Origin of the sequence: Stutzerimonas balearica DSM 6083 (assembly GCF_000818015.1) — a bacterium.
Lineage (GTDB): Bacteria > Pseudomonadota > Gammaproteobacteria > Pseudomonadales > Pseudomonadaceae > Stutzerimonas > Stutzerimonas balearica.
Genome location: NZ_CP007511.1, coordinates 2255625 through 2281677 on the forward strand (window position 1 = coordinate 2255625; position 26053 = coordinate 2281677).

The 26053-nt window shown below is 56.8% G+C and carries 19 protein-coding genes and 5 pseudogenes; 3 read left to right on the plus strand and 21 right to left on the minus strand.

The features are described from left to right. Positions 1 to 9: 9 nt before the first annotated feature. From zorA1 to CL52_RS10255, 6 genes and pseudogenes are all read right to left on the minus strand, one after another. Entirely contained in the window at positions 10 to 2205 is a 2196-nt protein-coding gene (gene zorA1 / locus CL52_RS10230; protein ID WP_043220345.1) for a type I Zorya anti-phage system protein ZorA1, read from the minus strand. Between the two features lie 60 nt (positions 2206 to 2265). After that, positions 2266 to 3588, minus strand: a complete 1323-nt coding sequence (locus CL52_RS10235) for an McrC family protein (protein ID WP_042921698.1) — start codon at positions 3586 to 3588, stop codon at positions 2266 to 2268. Further along, complete coding sequence (locus tag CL52_RS21445) at positions 3585 to 6161, minus strand: DUF8426 domain-containing protein (RefSeq protein WP_052264548.1); 2577 nt, start codon at positions 6159 to 6161, stop codon at positions 3585 to 3587. Before CL52_RS21445 ends, CL52_RS10235 begins: the two co-directional genes overlap by 4 nt. Further along, positions 6158 to 7480, minus strand: a complete 1323-nt coding sequence (locus tag CL52_RS10245; protein ID WP_074519960.1) for a restriction endonuclease subunit S — start codon at positions 7478 to 7480, stop codon at positions 6158 to 6160. The genes CL52_RS21445 and CL52_RS10245 overlap by 4 nt, the downstream gene beginning before the upstream one ends. After that, on the minus strand, positions 7470 to 9395 hold the full coding sequence (locus CL52_RS10250) for a class I SAM-dependent DNA methyltransferase (protein WP_043220350.1): 1926 nt from the start codon (positions 9393 to 9395) through the stop codon (positions 7470 to 7472). Before CL52_RS10250 ends, CL52_RS10245 begins: the two co-directional genes overlap by 11 nt. A gap of 846 nt (positions 9396 to 10241) precedes the next feature. Further along, positions 10242 to 10727 (minus strand): annotated as a pseudogene (locus CL52_RS10255) (integrase domain-containing protein); the annotation flags it as partial. 76 nt (positions 10728 to 10803) lie between these two features. On the opposite strand from CL52_RS10255, the gene CL52_RS10265 reads away from it, so the two are divergent. Then, positions 10804 to 11957, plus strand: a protein-coding gene (locus CL52_RS10265) for an IS3 family transposase (RefSeq protein WP_144385186.1) whose coding sequence is annotated in 2 segments (ribosomal slippage) — positions 10804 to 11050 and positions 11050 to 11957 — 1155 coding nt in all. Because the reading frame shifts where the segments join, the coding sequence is not laid out codon by codon here. Positions 11958 to 13277: 1320 nt separating this feature from the next. On the opposite strand, the pseudogene CL52_RS20665 reads toward CL52_RS10265, so the two are convergent. The 9 genes and pseudogenes from CL52_RS20665 to CL52_RS10295 form a co-directional block, all read right to left on the minus strand. Then, positions 13278 to 13607 (minus strand): annotated as a pseudogene (locus tag CL52_RS20665) (transposase); the annotation flags it as partial. Positions 13608 to 13680: 73 nt separating this feature from the next. Continuing rightward, positions 13681 to 14949, minus strand: coding sequence for a group II intron reverse transcriptase/maturase (ltrA, locus tag CL52_RS10270; protein ID WP_010562502.1), 1269 nt, complete (start codon positions 14947 to 14949; stop codon positions 13681 to 13683). Positions 14950 to 15468: 519 nt separating this feature from the next. Then, positions 15469 to 15970 (minus strand): annotated as a pseudogene (locus tag CL52_RS10275) (IS5 family transposase); the annotation flags it as partial. 65 nt (positions 15971 to 16035) lie between these two features. Beyond that, positions 16036 to 16392 (minus strand): DUF6088 family protein, encoded by a 357-nt coding sequence (locus CL52_RS21450; protein ID WP_074519875.1) that lies wholly within the window; start codon positions 16390 to 16392, stop codon positions 16036 to 16038. 86 nt (positions 16393 to 16478) lie between these two features. Next, complete coding sequence (locus CL52_RS10280; RefSeq protein WP_043220355.1) at positions 16479 to 18437, minus strand: hypothetical protein; 1959 nt, start codon at positions 18435 to 18437, stop codon at positions 16479 to 16481. Positions 18438 to 18472: 35 nt separating this feature from the next. Continuing rightward, on the minus strand, positions 18473 to 18790 hold the full coding sequence (locus CL52_RS21075) for a hypothetical protein (protein WP_143008638.1): 318 nt from the start codon (positions 18788 to 18790) through the stop codon (positions 18473 to 18475). A 46-nt stretch (positions 18791 to 18836) separates the two neighbouring features. Continuing rightward, positions 18837 to 19298 (minus strand): hypothetical protein, encoded by a 462-nt coding sequence (locus CL52_RS10285; RefSeq protein ID WP_003291562.1) that lies wholly within the window; start codon positions 19296 to 19298, stop codon positions 18837 to 18839. Positions 19299 to 19730: 432 nt separating this feature from the next. Further along, positions 19731 to 20897, minus strand: a pseudogene (gene umuC / locus CL52_RS10290) (translesion error-prone DNA polymerase V subunit UmuC); the annotation flags it as partial. A 451-nt stretch (positions 20898 to 21348) separates the two neighbouring features. Beyond that, positions 21349 to 22239, minus strand: coding sequence for a cation efflux transmembrane domain-containing protein (locus CL52_RS10295; RefSeq protein WP_037060584.1), 891 nt, complete (start codon positions 22237 to 22239; stop codon positions 21349 to 21351). A gap of 154 nt (positions 22240 to 22393) precedes the next feature. On the opposite strand from CL52_RS10295, the gene CL52_RS10300 reads away from it, so the two are divergent. Further along, positions 22394 to 22882, plus strand: a complete 489-nt coding sequence (locus CL52_RS10300; protein ID WP_009400465.1) for a hypothetical protein — start codon at positions 22394 to 22396, stop codon at positions 22880 to 22882. Positions 22883 to 22946: 64 nt separating this feature from the next. On the opposite strand, the pseudogene CL52_RS20675 reads toward CL52_RS10300, so the two are convergent. After that, positions 22947 to 23120 (minus strand): annotated as a pseudogene (locus tag CL52_RS20675) (transposase domain-containing protein); the annotation flags it as partial. Between the two features lie 3 nt (positions 23121 to 23123). Here CL52_RS20675 and CL52_RS21695 point away from each other — a divergent pair. Next, the gene (locus CL52_RS21695; RefSeq protein WP_332262307.1) at positions 23124 to 23201 is read left to right on the plus strand and encodes a hypothetical protein; all 78 of its coding nucleotides are present in this window, start codon (positions 23124 to 23126) and stop codon (positions 23199 to 23201) included. Positions 23202 to 23263: 62 nt separating this feature from the next. Here CL52_RS21695 and CL52_RS10305 read toward each other — a convergent pair whose 3' ends face one another. The 5 genes from CL52_RS10305 to CL52_RS10325 all read right to left on the minus strand — a co-directional run bounded on the left by CL52_RS10305 (position 23264) and on the right by CL52_RS10325 (position 26044). Continuing rightward, complete coding sequence (locus CL52_RS10305) at positions 23264 to 23680, minus strand: hypothetical protein (protein ID WP_009400469.1); 417 nt, start codon at positions 23678 to 23680, stop codon at positions 23264 to 23266. Next, positions 23673 to 24110 carry an integrase gene (locus tag CL52_RS10310; RefSeq protein WP_235366368.1) on the minus strand — a complete coding sequence of 146 codons (438 nt, stop codon included), beginning with the start codon at positions 24108 to 24110 and terminating at the stop codon, positions 23673 to 23675. The genes CL52_RS10305 and CL52_RS10310 overlap by 8 nt, the downstream gene beginning before the upstream one ends. Positions 24111 to 24208: 98 nt before the next feature. Further along, on the minus strand, positions 24209 to 24607 hold the full coding sequence (locus tag CL52_RS10315) for a VOC family protein (protein WP_017514589.1): 399 nt from the start codon (positions 24605 to 24607) through the stop codon (positions 24209 to 24211). 43 nt (positions 24608 to 24650) lie between these two features. Then, the gene (locus tag CL52_RS10320) at positions 24651 to 25760 is read right to left on the minus strand and encodes an S-(hydroxymethyl)glutathione dehydrogenase/class III alcohol dehydrogenase (RefSeq protein WP_003291553.1); all 1110 of its coding nucleotides are present in this window, start codon (positions 25758 to 25760) and stop codon (positions 24651 to 24653) included. Between the two features lie 59 nt (positions 25761 to 25819). Beyond that, a complete protein-coding gene (locus tag CL52_RS10325) occupies positions 25820 to 26044 on the minus strand; it encodes a metal-sensing transcriptional repressor (protein WP_025297886.1) in 225 nt (74 codons plus the stop codon). Positions 26045 to 26053 lie beyond the last annotated feature (9 nt).

Below are 26053 nucleotides of genomic sequence, written 5' to 3' on the forward strand. Positions count from 1 at the left end.
TCTACCCCCTTAGCGGCGCTGAACGCGCTCCATGATGTCACTGAAGTCTTCCAGGCTTTCCTTGACCCCTTCGACACCACCGGCCAGGCTGGTCATCGCCTTATGCAGCTCGGCATCCAGGCTACCCAGCGTCAGCCGCAGGCTACGATCTACCCCCTCACTAAACTCGTTGAAGCCCTTGCCCAGCACGGCACTGATCTGCTCTAGGTAGTCGTTCACTTCACGATTGAGCGTCTGCAGCCGCTCGCCTTGCAGCTTCAGATCCTGCAGGTATTGGCTGCGCCCAGCGGACTCCACCTGAGTAGTGGCAACCACCCCCTGAATGACCGCAAGCGTCTGATTTAGCGCTTCGCGGTTATTGCGATAGTCGGCCACCACACTGGTCAGTTCGCGGGAAGCGCCAACCAGATCGCCGCTGGTGCCCTGCAGCGCACCCAGTACGCTCGCAGTCGCCTCCCCGGCTTTACTCACGCTCTGCCCGGCGCTGTCGAAGCGCTCGGCTGCCAGGCGCATCTTCTCGGCACCTTGTTGCATGCTCTGCAAGTGTTGCTCGGTTTGCGCACCGAGTAGCTTGAGGCTGTCCTGCATCGCGCCTTGCTGATCGGCGACGGCATCCAGCAGGGTTTTCACCTGCTCTTCCAGACCGCCAACCACCTCGCGTGTACCACGGTGCAGTTCGACTTGGGCGGTCTTGCTGGCCTGTTCCATCTGCGTACGGTTTTGCTCAAGCTGCTTGAACAACCCGCCCAACTGCTCGCCCAGCACATCCACCGAGCCGGCGATCTTCGCCATGGTTTCCTGCTGGCCCTGGCCAATGCTCTGCTGCAGGGATTCGACAAAGATCTGCAGATTCTCCGCCATGGCTTGCTGGCGTGCCTCGCTATCGGCAAACAGCTTCTCCAACTGCTTGGCCATCCGCTCACCAGCCCCCTCCCCTTCACTGCCGATACGCGCGATGGACGTCTGCAGACTGGCCAGCATCTCGTTCATCCCGGCCTGCATGCTGTTTTGCCCAGCCTGCATGTCGGCCAGCAGCTGCGCGATCATCTTCGCGCTGTTCTGAGATGAAGCCTCGCTCGCCGAGCGCATGTCGCCGACCAGCTCATTGAAGCCCTGCTGCATGGACTGCATGGCCGCGACCGACTGCCCCAGCATCTCATGCAGACCGTTGAACTGCTGGCCAAAGGTACTTTCCAGCTTACTCATAAAGGCTGTGAGCACATCGGTGAGCAGGCTCTGCACCTGGTTGCTCTGGTCGCCGCTGGCGGTATTCACAGCTCCGGCGATGGCCTCCAGGGGAGACTTGAGGCTGCTCTCGATGGCGCCGCCAATCTGCTCGGCCAACACCTGACCAGAGTCGCGGTAACTTGCCGAAAGAGAATCGGCCAACTTGAGGTTCTCACGCACCTGGGTATCTACCAGGTTCTGCAGCATCTCACGCAGATCGGTAACCAGGCTGTCCTTGAGCTGACGGGTCTGGATCGAACTCTCGTTGCTCGACTTCACCAGCTCCGCCAGGTACTCCTCGCCCACGCCGCTGTCGAACAGCCCGTCGATACTCTCAGTCAGGGATTCCAGATGCTTGTAGCAGCGGCCTAGGCGCCACTTTTCGGTCAGCGTCACGCCAATAGAAGCGAAGATCGAGAAGAAGGAGCCGAGGAAGGCAAATAGCACGTCCTTGAGCAATTGATCGACGCTGGAGCTGACCTGCTCGGGTGTGCTGGGGTCGAAGTGCTGCAGGCCCAACATCAAGCCGAAGAAGGTGCCGACAATGCCGATCCCCGTCAGGATGCCCGGCAAGTGCTTGTAAAACTCGGTGCCTAGTGGCGTCTCCACCACCGTTTGGGCGGTAAAGAAATGCCCCGCGCCGGCAGTTGCGCGGGAGCACAACAAGCGCCGCTCGCCCTCATGCACCTCGAACTGGTCATGCAGCGTCTCGGCATACTCCTGCCAGGCATGCCCCAGCGTATGCTCATGGAACAACTGCTCCAGTTCGCTACGGCGCTTGGCTGGCTGCAACTTCTTGAGTTCACGCACTTGCCGTGCGAGCTTCTTCAAGCGCCGGCTCAACGCAAACGAGCGCAAGAAGTAACGCAGCAAGTACCAAAGGCACAGCACCGTCACAAGGCTAAACACAAACACAGGAGCAATCAGTTGCTCAGGTGTTGCCTTATCCCAAAGGTCCAACCACTTCGAATAGTCCATAGCCCTAGCCTTGCTTGTTCTTCAGCGGCCTCTGCGGGCCTTCTTCTTAATTCAGGTGATTCAAACAACCATCAGCTCACTGCGCTCCGCAACGAGCCTACGCTCCTGCCGCAAGGGGATCCCAGCAGACTCAGCGTCCAGTAAATGATCGCTATCTAGGTCGAAGGGAAACACCCATAACTGCATGCCCTTGCCGTAATCAAACACCGGCAGCGCCTTCTGAAGTCCAGACCAATACGGATAAATCAGTACCAGCCTCGGCTCCTCCTCGCCTCTTCGGTATTTATGCCCATAGGCAAACAGCTGATAGAAATCGCTCTGACTCAGGCCGTAGTTATTGTCAGGTTTACCGGCATCGATGCGCTTCCACTTGGTATCAAGAATCCAACGCTGCTCCGGCGTGTCGATCAGCAAGTCAGGTTTCAGGCAGAACATCTTTCCGCTGTCGTGCCTGCACAGATGGTGTCGGCTGGCTTGTGAGGTCAGTTTCGCACCGTGCAGCAAGCGTTGCCGCAGCCAGCCCTCCACATAGCACTCGAACAGCTTCTCCATTGGAAACAGCAAGCTCATGCCGCGCCACTCACCACTCACGGCTATCGGCATCTGCTGATTGAGGATCAGCTCGCACCATGGCTTGATCGCCTGATAATGCGCCATCAGCCGATCGCAGCTCCATGCACGCAGATCCCGGCTAACCTGTTTGCTAGACGGCACCTCGGCCAGCATCGAGCGCAGCTCATTGGCCAGGCGCCAGTTGGCGGCGTCCTGCGTGCTCTTTGCTACCTGCTCCAGCGCCAGCTTGAGCAAACGATTTTCGGCACGGTCCGGCAGGAACACGTCGTGGCGGATCTGGAAATGATGCTGGCGCCCGGGCGGCTGGCGCATCTGCGCCACCACATTCAATTGGCCACGGAGAAAACGCTGTTCCTCCTCGATGCGCTGGTAGTCGAAGCGCACACCACGCTTGACCAATAAATCCAGCTCCGCCAGAAACTGCCCCATCACCCACTCACTGAGCGGCGCGTCGAATAACTCCAGGCTCGCCACGGACGTCTCGCGCGGCTTGAGTTGCAAGGCGCGCTGAATCAGCTTGCGCAGCAACTGTCGACTCTTTACCAAGCAGTCGTCCTGCTCATGGTGCTTGGGCAGAATTTCCAGCCGTGTGCCGCAGGGGGTTTCCAGCACGCCCACATAGGAGTCCCACTTCAGCGCACGCCGCCCCTCCACCTGCAGCAGCGTGGCGCCATTGCGGTTGAAGCTGGCGCTCAGCTCGCACAGCCAGTCGAAGGCAGTTTCGGAAATCTGCGCACAGTCGAGGTTGCCGGGCGCAACCGCCGCGGTGGTCAGGCGAGCGTATTCACGCACGGTGACGAATGCGCTCACGCATCCGCCTCCTCTGGTTCCTCATCTGGTACCTCGGCCTTGGCATTCACCGCGATTACCCCGGCATAGGCAGAAAGCCGCTTGAACGCAGCCATATTGATTCGCCACACCCCTCCTTGCGCCGGCACGCTGATGTTGCCGAACAGAGCCGCCAGATCCTGCTTGTCCTGCTCAACGAAACGGTCGATCGCCGGCTTGCGATGGTCGTTGAGCACCCACTGAATGCGCTGCCAATCTTCGAAGAAGTACTCCTGCAGCAGCGGCAGAATCTGGTTGCGGAAGATCAGTTCAAGCTTCGCCAGCCTGTCGTCATCTTTAAGCCCTTGTTCTGTCAGCGGCATAAAGTAGGCATGCCCCAGGCAATGATCTCGATCTAGCAGCACCTCGATGCGCTGGTTCATAACCCGTAGCAGCTTGCCGATGTTCAGCCCCTGCAGCTCTACACCATCCAGCAAATCCGGGCGTGGCGGCATCTCGCGGAACACGAAGCGCCGGCGCAGGGCAATATCCAGCCCGGCCAGCGAGCGGTCAGCGGTGTTCATGGTGCCGATCAGGTAGACATTGTCCGGGACACTGAAATGCCGCTTCGAGTATGGCAACACGGCCTCAAGCGCCTCTGCGGCACCGGCACGTTTGGAAGGCTCGATCAGTGTGATCAGTTCACCGAAAATGCGCGAAATATTCCCGCGGTTGATTTCATCGACGATCAACACATATGGCAGCTTTGGGCCAGTCACGGCCAGCTTGGTTTCTTCGACAAGACGGTGACCAGCCTGCTGCAGCGCTTGCTGCAGTTCAGGCCAGTTGATACGGCTCATGGGGTAAACGGTTTTCAGCGTCAGTCCACGACCGCCATTGAGCTCGCCGATATCGAAGTCGATATCGGTCAGCAGCCAGTTGACCGGCAGGCGATGCACATAATCCTTGCGCACTCCCTCTGGCACCTGAGGGTTGTACTCATACTCGCCGGTAACCACACCGACCGCGCAGATACTCTTGCGAGTACCCAGGCAGACCAGCACATCTCCCTCTTCGATCTCGTTCGCGAAACTGGTCAGTGAACTCCGGTCGTTACTGCCTAGTTTGAGCGAAGGATCGGCGAGGTCGGCGTTGCGAATATCACCCACCTTATGCCAGCCGATACGGGCTTCGCCATGCTGGAAGCAGTAGCGCCGGGTTCGCCCGTCACTACCAGCCTCCTCGATGGAAATTTTCCAGATGGTTGGATCCTTCTTTAGCCCCAGCTTCCGCTCCAGCACCGGGTCGCCTGTGGCATCCAGGCACAGCTGGACAAATACACCCTTAGCTACATCGTAAGCCAGCGCACCACTAGGGTTGTCCTCGCTTTCCGGGGGCAAAGCCCTAAGCCCCTCGACGAAATCCTCGTAGCTGAAGCTTTGGTGAAAGGTGACGAAGCGAATGCGCTGCTGCGCAACGAACTCATCGAAATGTCGCTTCCGCTGCTCACGCGCAAGCGGCAGGTATTGCGGCGCGAGGACTTCCAGCGCGGCGTCGATCGTTTCGTATGTCTTGCCGGTGCCCGGCGGACCATAGAGGATCTGGTTGAGTGGCGGAGCCTGCCGCTTACTGTCCGGCATTATCGATTGCGTCGCATTGGTTTCATCCATGGAGTCAGTCTCATAGGCCAGGCAGAAGGCTTCCAGCGCCGCCATACCGGCGAGCTTGATGGACAGCGCCGGGTTGCCGACAGCCAGTGCCGGCGCACAGGCCGCAAGGCCGCTGTGGCGCGTGTCTTCGGGTGAATAGGTTTCGCACTCCAGCCCCTCAATGGCCCGCTGCCAGTTACCAGGCGCAACGAACAGGCTCAGCTTGCCGTTTTCGCGCAGCAAAGCCAGTTCGCGGTCATTGCTCAGGCGAAAGCCAGCCATTTTCTTGGTGACGTTGATCTCGGTGAACCGCTCAGGGTCGGCACTGAAAAAATCCAGCGCCTGCTCGGTCAGGCTGTGCTTGCGATGCCATTCTTGCGCCTGCGCCCACACCTGGTCGGAGTAGGCAAAAAGATTCTGCCCCTGCCGCAGGGCCATCAACTGACGCTGCAAAGGCGCCAGCTGCTCATTGTGGCTGGCCTTACGGCCCACCGCCGCGCACAGGTCACGGGCTGCAAAAACACAGAGGATGCTAGGGTCTTGCCGGTTTTGATAAAGGAAGGCGATCTTCCATTTCACCACCGGCCCGAGATCGACCTGCTCGATTGTCTCCAGATTACCCGCGTGTGCCGCCTCAGCCACAGCAACGATGTGCTGGCGCACTGCGGAAAAGGCCTGCTCTGCGCTGCTGCCGTACTTCTTCAGCCAGGCGTGCTCGTCGGTGAACACACGATGGGGATTGCTCTTTTCTTTCTTGTCCAGCCGGGAAAACACGCCGAACTTGAAGGATGACCCACCCCAAATCGAGCCCAAAGACTCAGTATGTTTCTCCAGCCAGCGGCAAAAGTGGTCGTCCGAGCCGGCAAGGTTGTACTGCTCAAGGGTCATCTGATGCAGGCTTTCCAGCGGCCAGCGTTCGAGAAACTGCGACCACAGCGCCTCGCGCTCGGCTATGGGCTCGTTCATTGGGCAATATCCCTTTCGTTCAGCAGAGCCTGCGCCTCCGGCAGGCGCAGCTGGCCAGAGATTAGGCGAGGCAAGAGGGTGTCGCGAAGTTGGGTGAGGGTTTGGGCTTGAATGCAGTTTTCGCGAACACGGCCTAGCAAGGAGCCAGCAACAATCTCAAATGCCTGAAGCACATCCAAAGGCGGGCAGATTATTTTTTGCGATGAGACTAAAGCGATGTTCAGATTTTTCTGAACTGAGCCGTCAGCAATATGCACTAGGTGATCCGCAATCTTTCTTAGCCAAAAAAACAGAAAATTCTTGCTGATGTGTTGATAGTTTTTGAAATAGAGCCATCCGTCATGGATGCATCCATATAGTTCGACGAACACCGTGATTCCACATGAGGCACTATTTGACATGATCAGATCGCCAGGCTGGACCTTGACGCTGTTCTTCACCCCATCTTTGATGATCATTTCCTTTGTCTCAAAGACAAACATACCGTCGGAAGCGGTAGCGTCGGCAATTTTGATCCACGGCACATCGCCGCCCATGAACTGTTGAATTGGCCGTGGCGACGACCCTCTTCCTAATTCACATACTTGGCCAATTCCCCGTACGCACCACCCCTTCGGCACCAAGCCCAGTTCGGACTCTTCGAAGCTATCGGGGAACAGGGCGGCGGTGGTGGCGTCCACGCCTTCAGGCTGGCGGCCTTCGGCCTTGGCGCGCACGGGGTCGAAATCGACGAACCAGGATTTGAACAGCGCCTGCGCAATGGCTTCCAGGGTGGTGTTGGTTTCGCGTAGCAGGGTGATGCGGTCGTCGAGTGATTTTAATATCTTAGAAATCCGTGCTTGAGCTGTTCGGGAAGGAAAAGATATCTCTAACCTCCCAATCATTTCGTTATTTAGACTGGCTCTAGTCGACATCGTTGATAATGCCGAGACTGCCTGCCTAAATCTTGGGCTGCGCAGGTAATACCCCACGTACTCCGGCAGCAAATCACTGTCTGGCTTTGGCCTGAGGCGTTTGCAGAACCCGTTAAACGTGGCATCTTTGTAGTCCCGCAGAGCTACGCAACTCATTCCGAGTTCGTGCATCGTTTCGCTGGTTCGAGTAAGGAAGACATCTCCCCGCAAGATGGAGCAGCCTTCTCTTTCTTTTTCTGTGGCTTGAACAAAATCACCCAAAAGCTCAGGTGTGAAGTAGTTGTAAAAGACATCCTTGAATGTCAAAAATGGGTAGCCTGAACCGAAATCCGTTGCAGGTTTGGATAGCCCGGATCGTACCTCATAGTGGTCGAGCAAACTGGAAGTTACCCACTCAAAGCTCATACCCCAGCCCCCCCAGCTTCTGCCGGATCAACTGATCGAGTTCAGCGCCCTTGTGCATCTGCTCACCCAACTGCCGGGTCAGCCGCTGCATCTTTTCTGCAAAGGCTTCGTCGTCATCCTCCACCTCTTCGGCGCCGACATAACGACCCGGCGTCAGCACATGGCCGTGCTCGGCGATTTCCGCGAGTTTCACGCTGCGGCAGAAGCCGGGAATGTCAGCGTATTCGCCGATCTCGCCGCCCTTATCTAGCGGCTCACCGCGCCAGTCGGCGACGGTTTGTGCGATGCGTTCGATATCGGCGTCGGTCAGCTCGATCTGCACGCGGCTGATGCGGGTGCCGAGTTTGCGCGCATCGATAAACAGCACCTCGCCGGGTCGGGCGGTTTTCTGTTTGGCGAGGAACCACAGGCAGGCGGGAATCTGGGTGTTTAAGAACAACTGGCCGGGCAGCGCGACCATGACTTCCACCACATCGGCCTCGACCATGGCCTTGCGGATGTCGCCTTCGCTGTTCTGGCTGGAGCTCATGGAGCCGTTGGCCAGCACGATGCCGGCGCGGCCATTGGGCTTGAGGTGATGGAGCATGTGTTGCAGCCAGGCGTAGTTGGCGTTGCCTTGCGGCGGTGTGCCGTAGACCCATCGCGGGTCGCCTTCCAGGCTGCCGTGCCACCAGTCGCTGATGTTGAACGGCGGGTTGGCCAGCACGAAGTCGGCGCGCAGGTCCGCGTGCTGGTTGCGGATAAAGGTATCCGCCGGTTCCTTGCCCAGGTTGAAGTCGATGCCGCGAATGGCCAGGTTCATCGCCGCCAGGCGCCAGGTGGTGGGGTTGGACTCCTGCCCATAGATGGACACGTCGCCCAGCTTGCCGCCGTGGGCTTCGATGAATTTCTCCGACTGCACGAACATGCCGCCACTGCCGCAGCAGGGGTCATACACCTTGCCGTGGTGCGGGTTGAGGACCGCCACCAGCGTCTTGACGATGCTGGCCGGGGTGTAGAACTGGCCGCCCTTCTTGCCTTCGGCGCTGGCAAATTGACCGAGGAAGTATTCGTAAACCTGGCCGAGCAGGTCGCGGGCTTTGTTAGCGTCGTCACCGAAGCCGATGGTGGAGATCAGGTCCACCAGTTCGCCAAGCTTGCCGTCTGGCAACTGGGCGCGGGCATAGCGCTTGTCGAGGATGTTCTTGAGCTTGGGGTTTTCCGCCTCGATGGCTGCCAGGGCATCATCGATTTTCTTGCCGATATCCACCTGCTTCGCGGCGCCACGGATCGATTCCCAACGCGCCACTTCCGGCACCCAGAACACGTTGACTTCGCGGTAATAGTCGCGGTCTTCCAGCTCGGCAGCGAGCAGTTCGGGACCGTTGTCGCCCAGATAGTAGTCATCGTTCTCGTCGGCGAACTTGGCTTCTAGCTCGGCGCGGCGCCCGGCGAAGCTGTCGGAGATGTACTTGAGGAAGATCAGCCCGAGCACGATGTGCTTGTACTCGGCGGCGTCCATATTGGCGCGCAGCTTGTCGGCGGTGGCCCATAGGGTTTTCTCCATGGCCGCAAGGCTGGTGGCCTGCTGCACCTTAGCCGCCCTACCCTTGCTGACGCTGGCTGCGGCGTCGGCCACATAGGCGGCACTGACTTCAGCAACCGCTGCTGGCTCAAACCGCTCACGCGCCTTATTCAGCACCTGATCGGCCAGGCTGCTGCCCGATGCTTGCGCCCGCAGCACCGAGCCGCCGCGACCACGGCCTTTGACCAGCACGCCTTGCTCAATCAGCGCATCGCGCGCCACCCAGAACTGCTCTTCGGTCAACTCAGCAAACTGCCCATGCAATTGCTCGAACAGAGATTGATTGCCAATGCTGCCGGCTACAGGCACAGCGGCGAGCAGGGCCTGAGATAGCTGGGCCAAATCTGTCATGCATAACTCCTCGTGCGAGCCCTATGAGGTGAGCTCGCAAGTATTCAAACGATGATGGCTGAAGAGGCTCGGGGAATCCGAAAGCGGGTCTGTAGCGCGCGTATTTTGTAATCAGAAGTACAGAGGTGAACCGTCCCTGGGATACCGTGGCTTGCCATGCTGTGATCCTCGTCACCTTATCCACTGGCCAGCGATGGGTAAAGCTATGCACGGTGTTTTTCGGCAGCACGGTCAGTTCGTCGCTATTCAATACCGGGTCCGTGCCCGTACAGACCAGGCCGACGCGTATCTTCGAAAATGCAGGTCCCTCGTTCCTTGCTACTTGAGGTGGCCTAGCCGATTAGCTACTCGCGCCAAGGATATGTAGCACGCCTAGACACATCCAGAGTGTTTACTTATACAGGTAAAATTATTGAGCAGATGGGAAGCAAAAAAAAACCAGACACTCAATCGGCTCCTTGCGCTGATATTGACGAGATTTTCAGCTCTATCTGGAATGCCTGGTTTTCATTCTCCGTCGAGATCGGACAGTCGCAGCTGCTCATTCAACCGTAGTTGCCAGGGGAAACGGCCTTGGTGGTTTCTCAGGTTTGCCTGCGCATCTCCACAGCACTTCCAAAGCGTAGTAGTGACCCATGCGCGTACGATCGGAGTAGCGTTGCATCACTGAGGATTTCCAGTAGCGAATCACATGCCTGGCGCCTACCTGCCCGAGATGGGTGACTCCCAGCGACTCACAGAACACGCCGAAGGCGGCCATTCGAGCCCTCTGTTGCGCCCGGTTCCGCTTTCCTCCCTTGCGTCCATATCCCCTGGTCAACTCGTCAATCTGGCCAACTAGCCGACTCATGCCAGACCTCCAACATACGCAGCGACGACGCTGATCCGGTTATGGCCCAACTCCAATGCAATCTCGGCCCTGGCAACCCGATCAGCCTCCCTTTCAACGATGCGGCCGGTCAGCACCGGCGCGGGATAACCAGTCAGCTCTTGGTACCGCCGGCACGCATATGCGGCACGTAGATCGTGAAATCTAACAATGCCGTGCGCTTTCAATGTTATTCGTGCTCGGTCCAGAACAGACGTCCGGAACATCTTCCAGTCGAGGTCCGACGGTATGATCGAGATGCCCTGCGCCTGTATGGCGGCAGCAGCCTCCAGGGCCTCCAACTGATGTGCGTGCAGGATCCTCAACACGCGTTTGCGGCCGCCTTTCGTGCCATATCGGACCTCAATGCAACCATCTGATTGAGCCTGGGACATCGCTTTCTTGGCGTTTAGCAATGCAGCTTCTTGTATGCGCAAGCCGAGCGCCCAGCACAACTTCACTACTGCAGCTGCGGCCGGGGTTCTACCCCGTTAGTACGGACACTTTCGAGTAAGCTCATGTCGAGCTGAAGGAGTGTTCATGAAGCGCAAGAAATACAGCCCCGAATTCAAGCGGGAAGCCATCGAGCTGGTTCGTCGTTCAGGGGCGAGCTGCCGGCAGGTAGCCCTGGAGATTGGCGTTGCCCCCAACCTGCTCACACGCTGGGTGCGGGAGGCGCAACCAGGCACTGAGAAAGCCTTCCCTGGAACGGGAAGCCCGCGGGATGAGGAGCTTGCCCGCCTCAAGCGCGAGTTGGCCTGGGTCACCAAGGAACGTGATTTTTTAAGAGACGCGGCAGCGTACTTTGCCAAGGAGTCATCGAGCGGTACACGGTGATCCAGCGCTGCCGCAACGAGTACCCGGTACGACTGATGTGCCGTTGCCTGAAGGTTTCTGCCAGTGGCTACTACGCCTGGCAGGATCGCGATCCAAGCTCACGTGCTCAAGAGAATGCGCGCCTGGTGAGGCGCATTCGGGAGATTCACGAAGACAGCCGTGGTGTGATCGGAGCGCCACGCATGCACGAGGATCTGCGCGACGAGGGCGAAACCGTCAGCCTGAATCGCGTTGCTCGCCTGATGGCGGCTGAGCGGATTCAAGGCTGGCCACGCCGGAAACGACGTGGCTTTGGAAGAGCCGCCAGCGGTCGTCCAGCAGGCGTGAAAAACCTGCTGGAGCGCGACTTCAGCGCGCCGGAACCGGAGCGCAAGTGGGTCACGGACATCACGGAGATAGCCACGCTGGAAGGCAAACTCTTCCTATGCGTGGTGCTCGACTTGTACAGCAAGCTGGTGATCGGTTGGTCGATGCATCACCGACAGGATCGGCAGATGGTGATTCGAGCAGTGGAGATGGCGGTCTGGCAGCGCCAGGGTCACTGGTCAGTGATCCTGCATTCGGATCGCGGCAGCCAATTCACCAGTGCTGACTACCAGCGCTTTCTGAATCGCAACACGCTGGTCTGCAGCATGAGTGCCGTCGGTCATTGCGGCGACAACGCTGCTTGTGAGGGTTTCTTCGGTCAGCTGAAAAGGGAGCGCGTTTCCCATCAGTCGTATCGAACACGTGACGAAGCTCGGGCGGATTTATTCGACTACATCGAGCGGTTTCATAACCCACGAATGCGTCGTAGAGTCGCCCGGCAAGATTTGAAGTTTTCAGCCTTTTCAAAACCGTCCGTGGAAATGGGGTAGAACCCTCCGCCTGATCACTGAGGCGCAGACTCTGTATGGCCGCGTCGACTAACTGGGCGTCCATTCCCGACGGTGGTTCTTTGCGTACCGCGGTGCGTTTTGGTACTCCACAATCATGCACAGCGTTGACTCGTCTCCATTTAGGATTGGCCAGTCTCATGACGCTGTTAACCGCACTGATTAGGCGCTGCGCATACCCGGCCGTGCATTCATGGCGCGCCACTTGCTGGGCGAGCTCCGCGCCGTAGCGCATTAGCAAATCCTCCGTCACATGTTCGAGGCGGCGAACACCCTTGGCTCGCGCAATATCGGCAAATTGCCTCCACGCCATATCCACCGATGCAGCGGTTGAAAATGAGATGTGACCTTTCTCGCGCTCCCGATCGAGCAGAATTCGACCTGCCGATGCCATATCGCGTGTACCCACTCCGACGTTACGACCCACTCTGTCCTCTCTCTCAAATCGTCAAATCGAAAGGGGGTGCCGCCGCACAGTTCAGGCCTGAGCCAACTGGCACCCCTTTTTTTTTCGCTCATGGCCGAACTGCACGGTGAGTTTTACTCGCGCTCGTAACGTACGAGGCGAACGTGAGCGAGCGACGGTTGGTAAGGGGGTCGCAAACCCTGGATTTAAAATTGCCATGTTGTCTCCTATAGGCGCTGGCCAGGCTCGCTGCGCTCTCCTCTGAGAGCACGCATCCCACTCCGCGGATCAACTTTTTTTAAGCGTTAAGAGGTCTCCGTCACGCGATTTCACGCGACAAGAATTTACTGGAGCCCCCTGATGACGGGGCTTTGGGGCGTTTTTCATAAGCCGTTACTTTTTTTAAACATCATTTAAACGGCGCCCAGTCCTAGCCTGTTGATCATAGGATCAGGCGTAGAAGCTGGCTGACAGGGTGTAAGGCAGTTTTGTTAGGCGAGCGCTGGTTGAATCCAGCATTAGGCGGGAGGCAGAGCCCCATTTTTCTTGAGATTTCGGTAGGTACCGGCCTCAGCCGGTGTGTTGAGAAGCTGTTTATTTCCCTTGCCCAGCTAGCAAGCGCGCCACGACACATGCGTGGCTTGAGACGCGGCAAGTATAAGTAATTATACGGCTAGGCAAGTCGGAGTTATTCGCAATATTCGCTATTTAGCCGCTCCCGGGACTGCAGATAACATAGCTTGAGCTCGGTTAGCTTATTAATGTCACTAAGTGTACTTCTAGGTACACTCCGAATCACCGCGACGACCGCTATTTCCGATTCTATGGACTCGGCCGCACGTAAGTACACCAAGTGTACCTACAGGTACACTTAGTGATCAGCCGTACTCTAGGGTGTAGCTGAACTGGCGCTTGATCACCCGAAATAGATGTTCGACCTTGGCCCGCACCTGCGCCATGGCGTTTCGATCTTACGCTTGGCTTTGTAGAGCGGGCTGTTCCTGCCCGCATTCTTGTACGTACTGCGCGTGCCGCGGCCTGCCAGATCACATCTCGGTCAGTATGTTCGGAGCGCTTCTCGACTCCGGTGTAGCCGCATCGGCGCAGACGACGTTCTTGTCGCCGTGCAGCAGTTTGTCGACCTGAGTGATGTACGCGACATTGGCGGCGGTCATCACCACGCTGTGCACCAGACCCGACTCTTCATCGACACTGATGTGAGCTTCATACCGAAGTGGTGAGTCGGCCGCGGGAACTGCCCCCGCAGCCGCTCGCAGAACCGTACGTGACACTCTCGCGTCATACGGCTCCCGTTATCCAACCTTGCTGCCCGGTCACTCGCCAGTGATGAAACAGCCGGGGTACCACAGTCCGCATCTTGTCCAGCCATTGGCTAATGCGCCGCTTGCGCCTATGAAGGGCCTTGTATTTTCGTCGGGCCCAGCGTTCAAGCGCGCGGTCAATGTGCTGGAAGATGCCAAGCATGGCTGTCCGATAGAACGAGCCATAGTATTGCCACCACCCCTGTATCACTGGATTGTAGAGCCGAGCCACGTCGACCAGCGTCACGTGGGTTTGGCGATTGAGTCGCCACCTGCGTACCGCTTGCCGCATCCGCTTTAAGGCATCCGCACTCGCTCCCGGAAGGAAGCTCGTGAAGAGCTGGTCTTGTTTGCTGAGCGCCTTCCTCGGCCTAAAGGTGAAGCCGAGGAAGGTAAAGCTCACATGCGGATAACCTGCGCGACGGTTACTGTCCTTGCAGTACACGACTTTCGATTTCTCCGGGTGCATCGTCAAGCCACAGGCAGCCAGCCGTGAAGCAATGGAGCGCATCACGTACTCCGCTTGCTTTCGACTGCGGCAGTGCACCACCGCATCATCGGCGTAGCGGGCAAACGGGCAGTTGGGGCTGGTACGTTGCATCCAGGTGTCGAAGGCATAGTGCATGAACAGATTCATCAGGAGGGGACTGAGCACTCCACCTTGCGGGGTGCCGCGTTCGCGTGGGACGCGCATGCCGTCATCCGTTTCGAACGGCGCAACCAGCCACCGCTCGATGTACAGAAGTATCCAGTCCTCCTTGATGTGCAGGCGCACCGCCTTCATCAGCAACCCATGATTGATCTGATCGAAGGCTGCCTTGATATCAAACTCCACCACCCAGTCGTATCGCCAGCAGCGCTCACGCGTGATCGCCACCGCCTGCTTCGCTGATCGTCCCGGCCGGTACCCATAGGAGTCCGAGTGGAAGATCGAGTCCAGCTCCGGCTCGATGAGAAGCTTGACCACGGTTTGCGCGACACGATCACCAACCGTGGGCACTCCCAGCTTGCGCGTGCCTCCCGATGCCTTGGGAATTTCTACTTGCTTGACCGGAGGCGGGAAGTACGACCCCGACGACATCCGATTCCACAGCTTGTAGAGATTCTTAGACAGATCCCGCTCGAAATCGGCGATGGTTTCATCGTCGATGCCGGCAGCACCGCGGTTGGCCCTGACCTGCTGGTAGGCGTCCCATACCGTGCGTTTCGCTATGTCATAAGGTTTCGCCGAGCTCACGCCACTCATCCCCGGAGGTTGGCAACGCTCGTCGGCCGGATAACGCCGCCCCTTCGCTCCACCTCCATTACAGAGGCTTCATCGCTACTACGGGAAGCTCCGCCCCTCGTTCCAGCATCGGTATTCTTCCTCATGGTGTTGGCCATTTGTCATTTTCCTTCGCATCTGGAACAAGGTTCTCACGTTCCGTACCAAAGCCTGTATGAAGATCATGCCGCCTATACACCGGCTGCCATCGGGTCCGTAAGCAGGTAACGCCCCGACTTGTCCTGAAGCCAGTACTCCACCTCAGTTTCGGCAGCACCTTGGGCATAACGATGCGTCATCGGACGGTTTGCTTTCGCTCATCTTCTCCATACTCACCTGCCATCCTCAGGGATGACTTTTCCTCGGTCGCTCACCACCACACCTTTTGGATGCAGCAGCACCGGGTGGTTTGAAGTCCGCTCCTGCAAGCCGACTTCGGAAGGCCTACTTCCATCTTCGGCACAGCAGCACAGGTCATCTGACCTGTGTTCGTGACACACAATACTGGTTGCCCTTCTTGGTCTGGTGCATTTCCGGGTCGCGCTTGCCGTCTCGGTTCTTGGTCGAACTCGGCGCATGGATCAGCATGGCATCGACGATGGTGCCCTGGCGCAGCGACAGACCCCGGTCACCGAGATAGCCATTGATCACCGCCAGGATCCCAGCCGCTAACTCGTGGCTCTCCAGCAGCCGACGGAAGTTTAGGATGGTGGTTTGGTCGGGGATGCGTTTCAGGCTCAGCCCGCCGAACTGGCGCAATATAGTCGTCTCATAGAGCGCTTCCTCCATCGCCGGATCGCTTAGCCGAACCAGTTCTGCATCAGATGCACGCGCAGCATCGCCATCAACGGGTACGCCTTTCACCCTTGGGGTATTGAGGCTCGATCAGGGCAACCAAACCCTTCCACGGCACCACCTGACCCATCTCAATCAGGAACAACTCCTTGCGGGTCTGCTTGCGCTTGCCGGCGTACTCGGCGTCAGCAAAAGTCATCTGCTTCACCGAAAAACTCAGGCAACGGGACCGGCGTACTTCACCAGACTTGGGAAGTCTTCTTCAGAGTTTCCCTAATGCTGTGATCGACCAGCAGCGCTCAAGCCTCTCGCTGCGTAATGGCTACCTTGCCGAGCGCGGTATGATTTGGATGAATTCGACGAAAAAATCTGTGCTGTATACTGCACATACCGGCCGCAGCAAACTGCAGCATAAACGCGACGATGCGGATTCATTTCCGGTACATCCAACGAACGGCCGGGTACATAGACACCGCGGGCTACACGCTTCAGACAACCTGACTGCACCAGCCTGAAAAGCGCTTCATCGACCGCTGCACGCGAACCTACTTCAGCGAAGGCCTTGCGTACGAAAAGCGTGCCCTTCTTCATTCGCTTGACTCGGTTTGAGGTGGCTTGTGCGACAGACATGGGAGCCTTCTAGGACCTGACGGTTACTGAGAAGAAATGCAATGCGGATTTCTCCTCTAAATATCCGGCCGAGATTTAATATGAAGTCAGTAACCGCTAAACTCCCGGAATTTTTGGGAGTCGTGATGAGCGATCCATTCAGCCACATCATAAGGAACGTACAGTTTAAACTTGGCGCGAGATATCGCAATGTACACAGCACAGATTCGTTGGTCGAACTCATTCACATCCCTGAACTTATTGACAGTGAGTAGCTGCGGCGTCAACAAAACTACGTCGAACTCCATCCCTCCAGCCTGTTCAGCCATCATAACCATACAACTATTGCCGGATTGACCAAGCATCCCTTTCAGCTGATTCATATCGGCAACATTGAAGCCTTTCTCTAGCTCTGCCTCCACCCATAAAAATGACTCATCGTACCGGTTGGCATCACAAACCTGCTGCCAGCTTGAAAACTCACTAAAGTCCAAATGCGGTCCATCCGGTATCTGCTCAACACTGTAGAAATCTGGCTTGAACAATGCGATGGCAGTGGCCATGAACCTTTTGAGGTCTTTCTGCGCTTCAGTACTGGGGATTAACGCGCGCCCTGCAGCATCCATCTGGATAATCCACTTCATCATGTCCCAGCGGGATGCAGCCAATACCACACAACCCTCAGGCGGCAAAAATCCTTGAGGATAATACTTAACAGCGATATCAGTATTGCTAGCACCCTCAAAGGGAGTTTTGCCCTTACTAGAGTGACGGTAGATTAGAGGATTCACCAAACTTTCGACGTTACGGCCAGATCGAACAGAGTAGGCGATCTCACTTCGCCGGACCCCGCGCCCTCTGCTTACAAAAGCGCCCCCAGCTTGTTGATATTCATCCCCGAGCGTTATCAATACCTGGCGACCTCGCTCAATGATCTGCATAAGGGAAGCAGGAAGGTCCTGACTTTCGTCAATGAGTACGTGCGAGTACCGAGCCGGAACCACACAGCCTGATAAGCTTGCACGCTTTATCATTAACAATGCGTCGAGTTCAACCAGACCGTACCAGGCAGGGTTTGACTCAAGGTAGCCCCATAGCTGGCTCGAATACTCAAGAACCACCCTAGCGTCCATGCTAGACAAAGGCTGGTTAAAATAAGGCAAGTGCTTTGTCGACAGGGTATAGTCTCTAGACCGACAATAGTTCTTGAGCACTTTAAGGCAAATGTTTAGCGTCGATTGTGTGTCATAGTCACGGACGCCAATGATGTTCAGTTCTTGTGACAATGCCCGCTTACTAAGAAACTTAGGAAGTTCGTTCACGGGCTTGGGCTTGGGATCATTCAGCAAGAGCTGTGCGAATTCGATGAAGGTCAATCCGGCTTTACTGCCGTGAACGTCTCCAATACGCTTACGAAGGGCCTCCAACTTTCCGGATGTGTGCGCCAACAATAACGCCCCGCCTGGACGCAAGCACTCCATCAAGGTGCCTAATAGGTGGCTCTTACCGATACCCGCGTAACCTTGAACATGGAGGTCCTCATCCAGATTGGCACGGAAAGTCCTTACCAACTTATCCTGCGCAGGGCTTAACCAACGCTCGCGATGCCGTGGCGTAATCATCTGTTCACTGAATGGATTGATACGTTTATAGTGACGCCCCCTAAATTCGAAATCCCATCTTCCATTGGGTAGCAAATAATCCCGCGCTGCGACCTCATCAGAGCTTAGAAAGCGTAAGTTTAAACTCTTGGCAACCTGACCACCGGAGCGTAACCTTCTTGGATCAAACAGCCGCTGCGCCTCTGAAAGCAACCCTCTAGCATCTGAATGCTGAGTACCAACCGCCCAAGCGATAAGCTTGCTCAAGTTCCTTTCAATCGAACTCGGCGTCAGCTCTTTTTTCTCTGCAACCGACAAGTGCTGAACAACCAAAATCGCGGCCAATTCAGCATCCGACAAAGTAGCTAGCCCGTTTGCATCTTTAGAGCCTAATAAACTTGCGCAAGTTTCACTTGCAACAGGCAAGAAAAGGGGGCTGGATAAATCAAAGTGCTCAGGATGCATACTATCTCACAATTAAGAAAGGGCTCATCATTTGATCAATCCTTTTCATATTCATCATCAGTTACTCCCGATTCGTCGTCTATTTCGAACCAATCGACCTCTGAAATTTCTGTTGCAGGAGGGCATAGATTGACTGCTACACGTAGAAAATCGTCTCGGGCAGAGCCATAGCGGGTATCGTTGAGCCACCCCAAATCGATCAACCTAGAGCGAATCAGTGACCTTGGCACACCAAGACGTTTACTCAGTTCAACAAGAAGAATATTGACGGTCGTAATATTTACTGGCTGGTGATCTACATATATGAGCCCATACCTGCGCCACTTGACCTCACATTTATCGAGCAGATCCATTACATGCTCAGCCAGACTTTCGACTTCCTTCCACCTCTCATGTGAGTCACTCATTACTGCCCTTACCCTTGACATCAAGCACGAACTCATAGCTACCCAAAGTTCCTGACATCCCTCCTAGATAGTTATTATGCTCACTCGCTAGCTCTGTGCCCTTCATCTCGATGCAATACTGCAATTCGCAGACTGCCATTTCAAGGAGCCTGCCCAGATCGGCAGCACTTTTTGCAGCTAGATGCAGCTGCAGATCAAACTTTTCTGAGGTAGAGGGCGATAAAGATGCGGCCGCTGCTGCTCGAAAATAAATTTCTTCTCGCTGATTTGCACCTTCAACCTGACTGTTCTTCGACCCACTAAGTAGTTCGGCATGTTCTTCGTCCATGAGATCCAGCACCCTCGAAAGCTCCAGAGTTTTCGAGGGATTTAAATGCATCTGCTCCTTGATATCCAAACGACGAATCTGCCATTCCCGAATTTTGTCTCGGGTCAGACTATCAATTTCATCCATGCCAGAGCCCTCTTGATGCCCGAATTTGAAGTATGCCAACCTTCAACTTCATGAATTTAATGGTGTTCTGCAAAAAATCCGACGCATTGCAATACGGGTGGGACTTGAGCTGCTCATACCCCGGAATTCAGGACATGGGTGTTTGAGAACACTTAACCTGGAAATATCCCTAGCCCCCTCACTCAAAGCAATACTCTCCCAATAACAAAGTCGGACTATTTCTTGCTAAAAAAGACTGCCTTTAGTAATAAAAGCTACAGCAAAATTCTTCCCACCCCGCCTCACTGGGCGGCCTCGGCTAACCCCGGCACCGGGGCAATGGTCACTGCAGCTCCGGACTACAGCCCAAACTGCACGTTACCTTGACCTTCATTCCATTTGAACTGTAATGGCCTACTGATCCCGGACACCGATTTAGGGGAAAATCCTTGCCTAGTTGCACCGCACCACCCACAACTGATCCAGCCTAGTCGTGAAACTCTGGCTCATCATCTCCCGTCGCATGCCCCAGTCTGGCGCGGTGGTTACGCGGCCGGGCCGGAGGGTGTTGCGACCCCACTTGGCGTTGATTGCATCGAGCACGCCCATAACGCGCTCCGACGCAGCGGGCTGGGTTTGGGCGAATAGATCGTCGGTGTACTCGCCACGCTGGCACAGGTCCATCAGCAGGACCTCGGCCTTGCTGAACGAAAATCCCTCGCGATAGATGTGCTCCAAACCGGCGATCGCCGCTCGGGTGATGTATCGAGTGTCGTCGGTTGGATACGGCAGCTCACACACCACGCCTTTCGCAAACTTAGGCTCGTCGGGATTGAACATGCCGGTCCGGATGCTGATTCGGACACGCTTGCACAGTGACTGCTGGGCCCTCAGCTTCTCGCTGGCCCTGGCAGCGTATGCCGCCACTGCCTCCTTAATTGGCTCCAGCTCGCGCAAGCGCTTGCCGAACATCCGCGAGCAGCAGATTTCCTGTTTGGGTGGCGCGACGTCCTCCAGATCGAGGCACGGCGTCCCGCGCAGTTCGCGTGCGGTTTTCTCGATGACCACGCTGAATTTTTTGCGCAGGCTCCAGGCATCCGCGCTGGCTAGATCCCACGCAGTACGTATGCCCAACCTGTTCAGCTGCTCGGTCATACGGCGGCCGACACCCCATACATCGCCGACGTCAGTCACGCGCAGCACCTTGTCGCGCCGCACCGGGTCGCGAAGGTCCACTACCCCACCCGTCTGCTTCTGCCAGCGCTTCGCTGAATGGTTCGCTAGCTTGGCGAGCGTCTTGGTCCCCCCAATGCCCACCCCGACCGGGATACCTGTGCTGCGCAGTACCTCAGCGCGGATCCGCCTGCCGAGCACTTCGACGTCTGGCACACCGGTAAGGTCGGCAAACGACTCGTCGATTGAGTACACCTCAACCGCAGGCACCAGGCTCTTGATGACCGTCATGACGCGCTCGCTCATGTCGCCGTACAGCGCGTAATTGCTGGAAAACACCACAACGCCCCAACGCTCCAGGTCGCGCCGGATCTGAAAATACGGCACGCCCATTTTGATACCGAGCTGCTTTGCCTCGGCCGAGCGCGCGATCACGCAGCCGTCATTGTATCTGAATGACTCTAACAGTTAGTAGATTGTAACATACTGTTTTATAAGCATTTTACCAGACTAACAATTTTTCAATTTTTCGAGGCCTCTTGAAACCCTTCACGACCACTGTTCGAACGCCAACGTAACCATCGTCATCCCAGCAGGTCATGCGTACAGTCGCCCGCAAGCTGGCAAGGCCGATCTGATTGAGGTGGCAGAAAAGAGCGTTTGCTCACGGTAAGTGGGCACCCTCGTGCCGACGTGCAGAAATCAGCCGGACGCATACATCTAGCTAGGCGAACGGGGCATCACGCCTTGCCGGGGAGCCCAGCTGTGCAGCAACAGCTGGCTTTCCGGGTTGGCAAGCGCGTGAGCACGTCCTTTAGGTAGATCGAAAAAAGAAAGATTAATTTCCTCCCGGTTAAACCTCCACGTTGCTTAATGGGCGGAGGTTTGAGCATGATCATCAAGCCTTCATGGCAAGAATTCGCCGACCACCGTTGAGGACAAGCAGCCCGACAGCAAAACCAATGGCAAGGTCGGGATAAGGCGAACCCGTAAGCATCACCAGTAAGCCAGCAACAATAACCCCTAGGTTGGCCAATACATCGTTTGCTGAGAATATCCAGCTTGCTCGCATGTGAGCGCCACCATTCCGGTGTTTTGATATCAAGAGCAAACAGCCAACATTGGCCACAAGGGCGACCAGGCCAACCCCCATCATCAGCAATGACTCGGGTTCGCTGCCGAAAATAAATCTGCGCACAACTTCCAGTAAAACGCCTAACGCGAGCGCTATTTGTAGAAAGCCCGACAGATGTGCGGCCTTAAGCTGTAGACCCTTGCTCCGTCCAGCGGCATAGAAGGCAAGGCCATAAACAGCGGCATCGGCGAACATATCCAGCGAATCCGCAATCAACCCTGTGGACTCAGCAATAACCCCAAGAACCAGCTCGGCTACAAACATAAGAGCGTTGATACCCAGCAAGGCTTTAAGCACTCTGGACTCGTCTAGAGCCTCCTGGGCGTCAGCCTGCCCTCTCTCCGCGACCTCGCTTGGTGCGCAAGCCCGCGTACCTATCAGGGTCGAGCCAAGGCCCAAGGAATCGAGCTTGTTAGCGTGCAGATCTATCGCCCCCGAGTGATAGACGTGAACGCGCCGTTGACTGAGATCGAAGGATAACGACTCGATACCTTCCAGCCCCTCCAAAGCCAAGCGAATCATGCGCTCTTCAGAGGGACAGTCCATCTTGGGTACAGAAAACTCACTGACCCACGCAGCCCCATTGCTTGGGGTGGACACCTCATTCGACGGCGCAACGCTATTCGCACAACCACAAGCTTTGTCACCACTCATCCCGTTCACCTCCTAACAAGTAGGCAGCCTGAATACACCCTGTAGCAGGTACAGGGTCAACCATTGATCCCAGTCAGGCTATGCCCAAAATTGAGGTCTATATTGGAAAGTAGTGATTCACCCTCGATCAATCACCAGCTACAAGGAGCAGAAGATGAAAGCATCCCAACTCGCCGCCGTCGCTTTGGCGGCAGCGCTTTTCCCCGCATTAGCCTCCGCGCAGCAGGACTCAACCGCTGCTAAATCGGCCCAACAGCAACCGATAAGCGTTGAGCAATTCGACCAAGAGATGGCAAAGGCACAAGAAAATCTCAAAAAAATGCAGGAGCAAATGAGCCAAATTCAGAAGTCCACCGACCCCGCTCAGCGCCAGAAGCTGATGCAAGAGCACCAAGCCATGATGCAACAAGGCATGCAGATGATGAATGGGATGCAGGGTAACGGGATGATGGGGTGTTGCGGGGGCGGCATGATGGGCGGCCATATGATGGGCTGGGGCCAAATGGGCAGTCACTACTCCCAGATGACGCCTGAGCAGATGAAGCAGCATCAATACATGATGGATAGGTACATGGGCATGCAGCAGATGATGATGGATCAGATGATGCAGCATCAGCAACACATGGGCATACCGCCTCGCTAAGCCCTCACGTCCACTCCACGGGGGAGCATCCTATTCCGCACTGTTAAGCGTCTGCCCAACTCACCTAGCATGGGTTAGGCAGGCCCCACCGATGCGGCAGCAGCTGCTCGATCTCACTCGCCCGCTGCGTCGGCAACCGCGTGCGCACATCTTTCAAGTAGGCATACGGTTCATGCCCATTCATCCGCACCGACTGGATCAAGCTCATGATTGCCGCCGCCCGCTTACGGTCATGCAGGTGATGGATCAAGTCAACTCGAAATGGGGCCGTGGAACCCTGCGGCCAGGCCGTTGCCTGTTACCCCGAAGTGGAACATGAAGCGAGCCCCAGCTATACAACCCGGATCGATCAGCTATGGATGGTGAAATAAGCCCCTGGGGCTACTTAGCCCCAGGCTTCGGTGCAAGCGTAACTACCTTACCTTGGGCAACGCCATCCAACTGGGCCAGCTCAATCATGAGGCGCTGGTTCACCGACGCGAGCCTGGCTAGCTCCTCAAGAAGCAGGCTGTTCTCCCCCCGGAGCGCCTTGTTCAGTTCTTTCTCCTTCATCAGTGCTTGATGCTTGGAGTCACGCTGGGCGCGCACCGACTTGCCCATAAGGTTGCGAATACGTTCCGCCACCGCAGGGTAGGTATTATGGATAAGACCCGGCGTGACTCCTGCGGCCCTGGCAACTGAGGAGATGCTGAGCTTTTGGTTGCCCTCGACCATGCCATCGATGACCTTGTCGAGTGCATCGGCTGTCTTTGGCCGAGATCGCCCAGTGGAGCGAGGCTCCGTCGCTTGCTTAGCCATTCACAGCCCCTTCTTGCTCGTCGTCATCAGGGGATAGGCCTAGGCTGTTGATAACATCGAGCGCGACCTTCAAATCACGCTCGGCGCGCTGTCTTACTGCTGGGCCTGCATCCTCAATTTTCATCAACTCCCGCTGTTGCGAGTAGATAGCATGCCAAGTGCCGGCGAATGTCTCATCAATCACCGAATGCTTGCACCCAGGGCACCGTGTCGCCTCGTATAAGCCCGCACCTCCGCATCCGCGCTCTGTGGCAATGCACCAGCCATGGCCAGTCGCCCGAATATTCGCATGAGGCGCAGTTTGGGCCAGTAGAGCGGCCCTGTTCTTGACCGGAATAGCCCGCAACTCAACGATCCTCTCTCCTGCGCCTCCGGCCAATGGCTGATCGTCGAGCCAAGATTCAATCAGGTCGATTTTGAATTCGGTCATTTGCTGGAGGATCTCATCGAACAACGTCCGTCTAACAGGCTCGCCGTATAATAGAGGCTTGTGCTGACCCTGTCAGAACGCTCTCAGCTTCCTTGCTTTCAGACGAAGGTGTACGAGCAGACCTTGTTGCCCGCCGGATCACGCAGGTAGGCCGCATAGGCACCCGGCAGGTGACCACGTGCGCCAGGTTGGCCCTCGTCAGTGCCGCCTGCGGCAAGGCCGGCGGCGTGGAAGGCATCCACTTCAGCGGGAGTGGCGGCCGCAAAGCCGATCGTCACGCCGTTACTGGAAGGCGCTTCACCATTGCCCGGGCGGGCGATGATGAAAGCCGGCTTTTCGCGACCGAAAAGTACCCATCCGTTGTTGAAAGGACCGAGGTTCTTGATGCCAAGAGCACCCAGAGCGGCGTCGTAGAACGCGACCGACTTCTGAAGGTCGGCAGCGCCGATAAAGATGTGCGAAAAGATGCCATCGCCAGAAATGACAGGAGTGGACATGATTAATTTCCTTGGTGGTTGGCGTTGAATGGGTAGTGGGCGGTCAGTAGTGGATCACCGTGCGAATCGACTTGCCTTCATGCATCAGGTCGAAGGCCTTGTTGATGTCGTCGAGGCCCATGGTGTGGGTGACGAACGGGGCGAGATCGATCTCGCCTTTCATTGCGTCCTCCACCATGCCGGGAAGTTGAGTGCGGCCCTTGACCCCGCCGAAAGCCGAGCCCTTCCAGGTGCGACCGGTGATCAACTGGAACGGGCGCGTCGAAATTTCCTTGCCTGCACCAGCCACGCCGATGACGATCGACTGGCCCCAGCCACGATGTGCTGCTTCCAGTGCCGAGCGCATCACGTTGACGTTGCCGATGCACTCGAAGGTGTGATCGACACCCCAACCGGTCATCTCGATGAGAACCTCGTGAATCGGCTTGTCGAAGTCCTTCGGGTTGAGGCATTCGGTCGCGCCGAAGGTACGAGCCAGCTCGAACTTCGCTGGATTGGTGTCGATGGCGATGATGCGACCTGCCTTGGCCTGGCGTGCCCCCTGAATCGCAGCGAGCCCGATGCCGCCGAGGCCGAAGATGGCCACAGAGTCACCCGGCTGAACCTTGGCCGTGTTGTGAACAGCGCCGATGCCGGTGGTCACACCGCAACCCAGCAGGCAGACATGCTCGGGATTGGCGTCCGGGTTGATCTTGGCCAGCGAGACTTCGGCCACCACCGTGTATTCGCTGAAGGTCGAGCAGCCCATGTAGTGGTAGATCGGCTGGCCGTTGTAGCTGAAGCGGGTGGTGCCATCGGGCATCACGCCCTTGCCCTGGGTGGCGCGCACCGCCACGCACAGGTTGGTCTTGCCGCTCTTGCAGAACAGGCACTCACCGCACTCGGCGGTGTACAGCGGGATCACGTGGTCACCCGGCTTGACCGAGGTCACGCCCTCGCCGACCTCGACCACGATGCCGGCGCCCTCATGACCCAGCACCGCCGGGAACACGCCTTCCGGGTCCTCGCCCGACAGGGTGAAGGCGTCGGTATGGCAAACGCCGGTATTCGTGATCCTGACAAGCACCTCGCCCTTGCGCGGCGGCTCGACGTCGATCTCGACGATTTCCAGTGGCTTTCCAGGCCCGAAGGCAACTGCTGCACGTGATTTCATGATGTCGCTTCCTTTACTAGCTAACTAAATTTTCCCTCACCGAGGGCACCCTGGTGCCTCTACCGCAGGTAGGAGCGGACGATGGAGATGGTCTCGTCAATGGACTTGTTCTGCGAATCGCTCCTGATTTCGCTACTGGGAAACTCTTCCCGTAGATAGCCCTCCATAACCGTTGCCATCAATCCGTTGTCAGCCCCACGAACAGCTGCAAGCTGCTGAAGAATTGCAGGGCATTCAGCACCTGCATCGAGCGCTTGCTTCTTTTCTTCCGGGCCATGTGGCACTCACCGCTT

Bases quoted from the DNA above. Each gene is read 5' to 3' on its own strand.
- CL52_RS10245 (WP_074519960.1), bottom strand. From the start codon at position 7,480: ATGAGCTTTGAGTGGGTAACTTCCAGTTTGCTCGACCACTATGAGGTA.
- CL52_RS10310 (WP_235366368.1), bottom strand. From the start codon at position 24,110: ATGACCGAATTCAAAATCGACCTGATTGAATCTTGGCTCGACGATCAG.
- CL52_RS10305 (WP_009400469.1), bottom strand. From the start codon at position 23,680: ATGGCTAAGCAAGCGACGGAGCCTCGCTCCACTGGGCGATCTCGGCCA.
- CL52_RS21450 (WP_074519875.1), bottom strand. From the start codon at position 16,392: ATGTCTGTCGCACAAGCCACCTCAAACCGAGTCAAGCGAATGAAGAAG.
- zorA1 (WP_043220345.1), bottom strand. From the start codon at position 2,205: ATGGACTATTCGAAGTGGTTGGACCTTTGGGATAAGGCAACACCTGAG.
- CL52_RS10285 (WP_003291562.1), bottom strand. From the start codon at position 19,298: ATGGATGAAATTGATAGTCTGACCCGAGACAAAATTCGGGAATGGCAG.
- CL52_RS21445 (WP_052264548.1), bottom strand. From the start codon at position 6,161: ATGAACGAGCCCATAGCCGAGCGCGAGGCGCTGTGGTCGCAGTTTCTC.
- CL52_RS10320 (WP_003291553.1), bottom strand. From the start codon at position 25,760: ATGAAATCACGTGCAGCAGTTGCCTTCGGGCCTGGAAAGCCACTGGAA.
- CL52_RS10280 (WP_043220355.1), bottom strand. From the start codon at position 18,437: ATGCATCCTGAGCACTTTGATTTATCCAGCCCCCTTTTCTTGCCTGTT.
- CL52_RS10250 (WP_043220350.1), bottom strand. From the start codon at position 9,395: ATGACAGATTTGGCCCAGCTATCTCAGGCCCTGCTCGCCGCTGTGCCT.
- CL52_RS10315 (WP_017514589.1), bottom strand. From the start codon at position 24,607: ATGTCCACTCCTGTCATTTCTGGCGATGGCATCTTTTCGCACATCTTT.
- CL52_RS21695 (WP_332262307.1), top strand. From the start codon at position 23,124: ATGGATCAAGTCAACTCGAAATGGGGCCGTGGAACCCTGCGGCCAGGC.
- ltrA (WP_010562502.1), bottom strand. From the start codon at position 14,949: ATGAGTGGCGTGAGCTCGGCGAAACCTTATGACATAGCGAAACGCACG.
- CL52_RS10295 (WP_037060584.1), bottom strand. From the start codon at position 22,239: ATGAGTGGTGACAAAGCTTGTGGTTGTGCGAATAGCGTTGCGCCGTCG.
- CL52_RS21075 (WP_143008638.1), bottom strand. From the start codon at position 18,790: ATGGATCTGCTCGATAAATGTGAGGTCAAGTGGCGCAGGTATGGGCTC.
- CL52_RS10300 (WP_009400465.1), top strand. From the start codon at position 22,394: ATGAAAGCATCCCAACTCGCCGCCGTCGCTTTGGCGGCAGCGCTTTTC.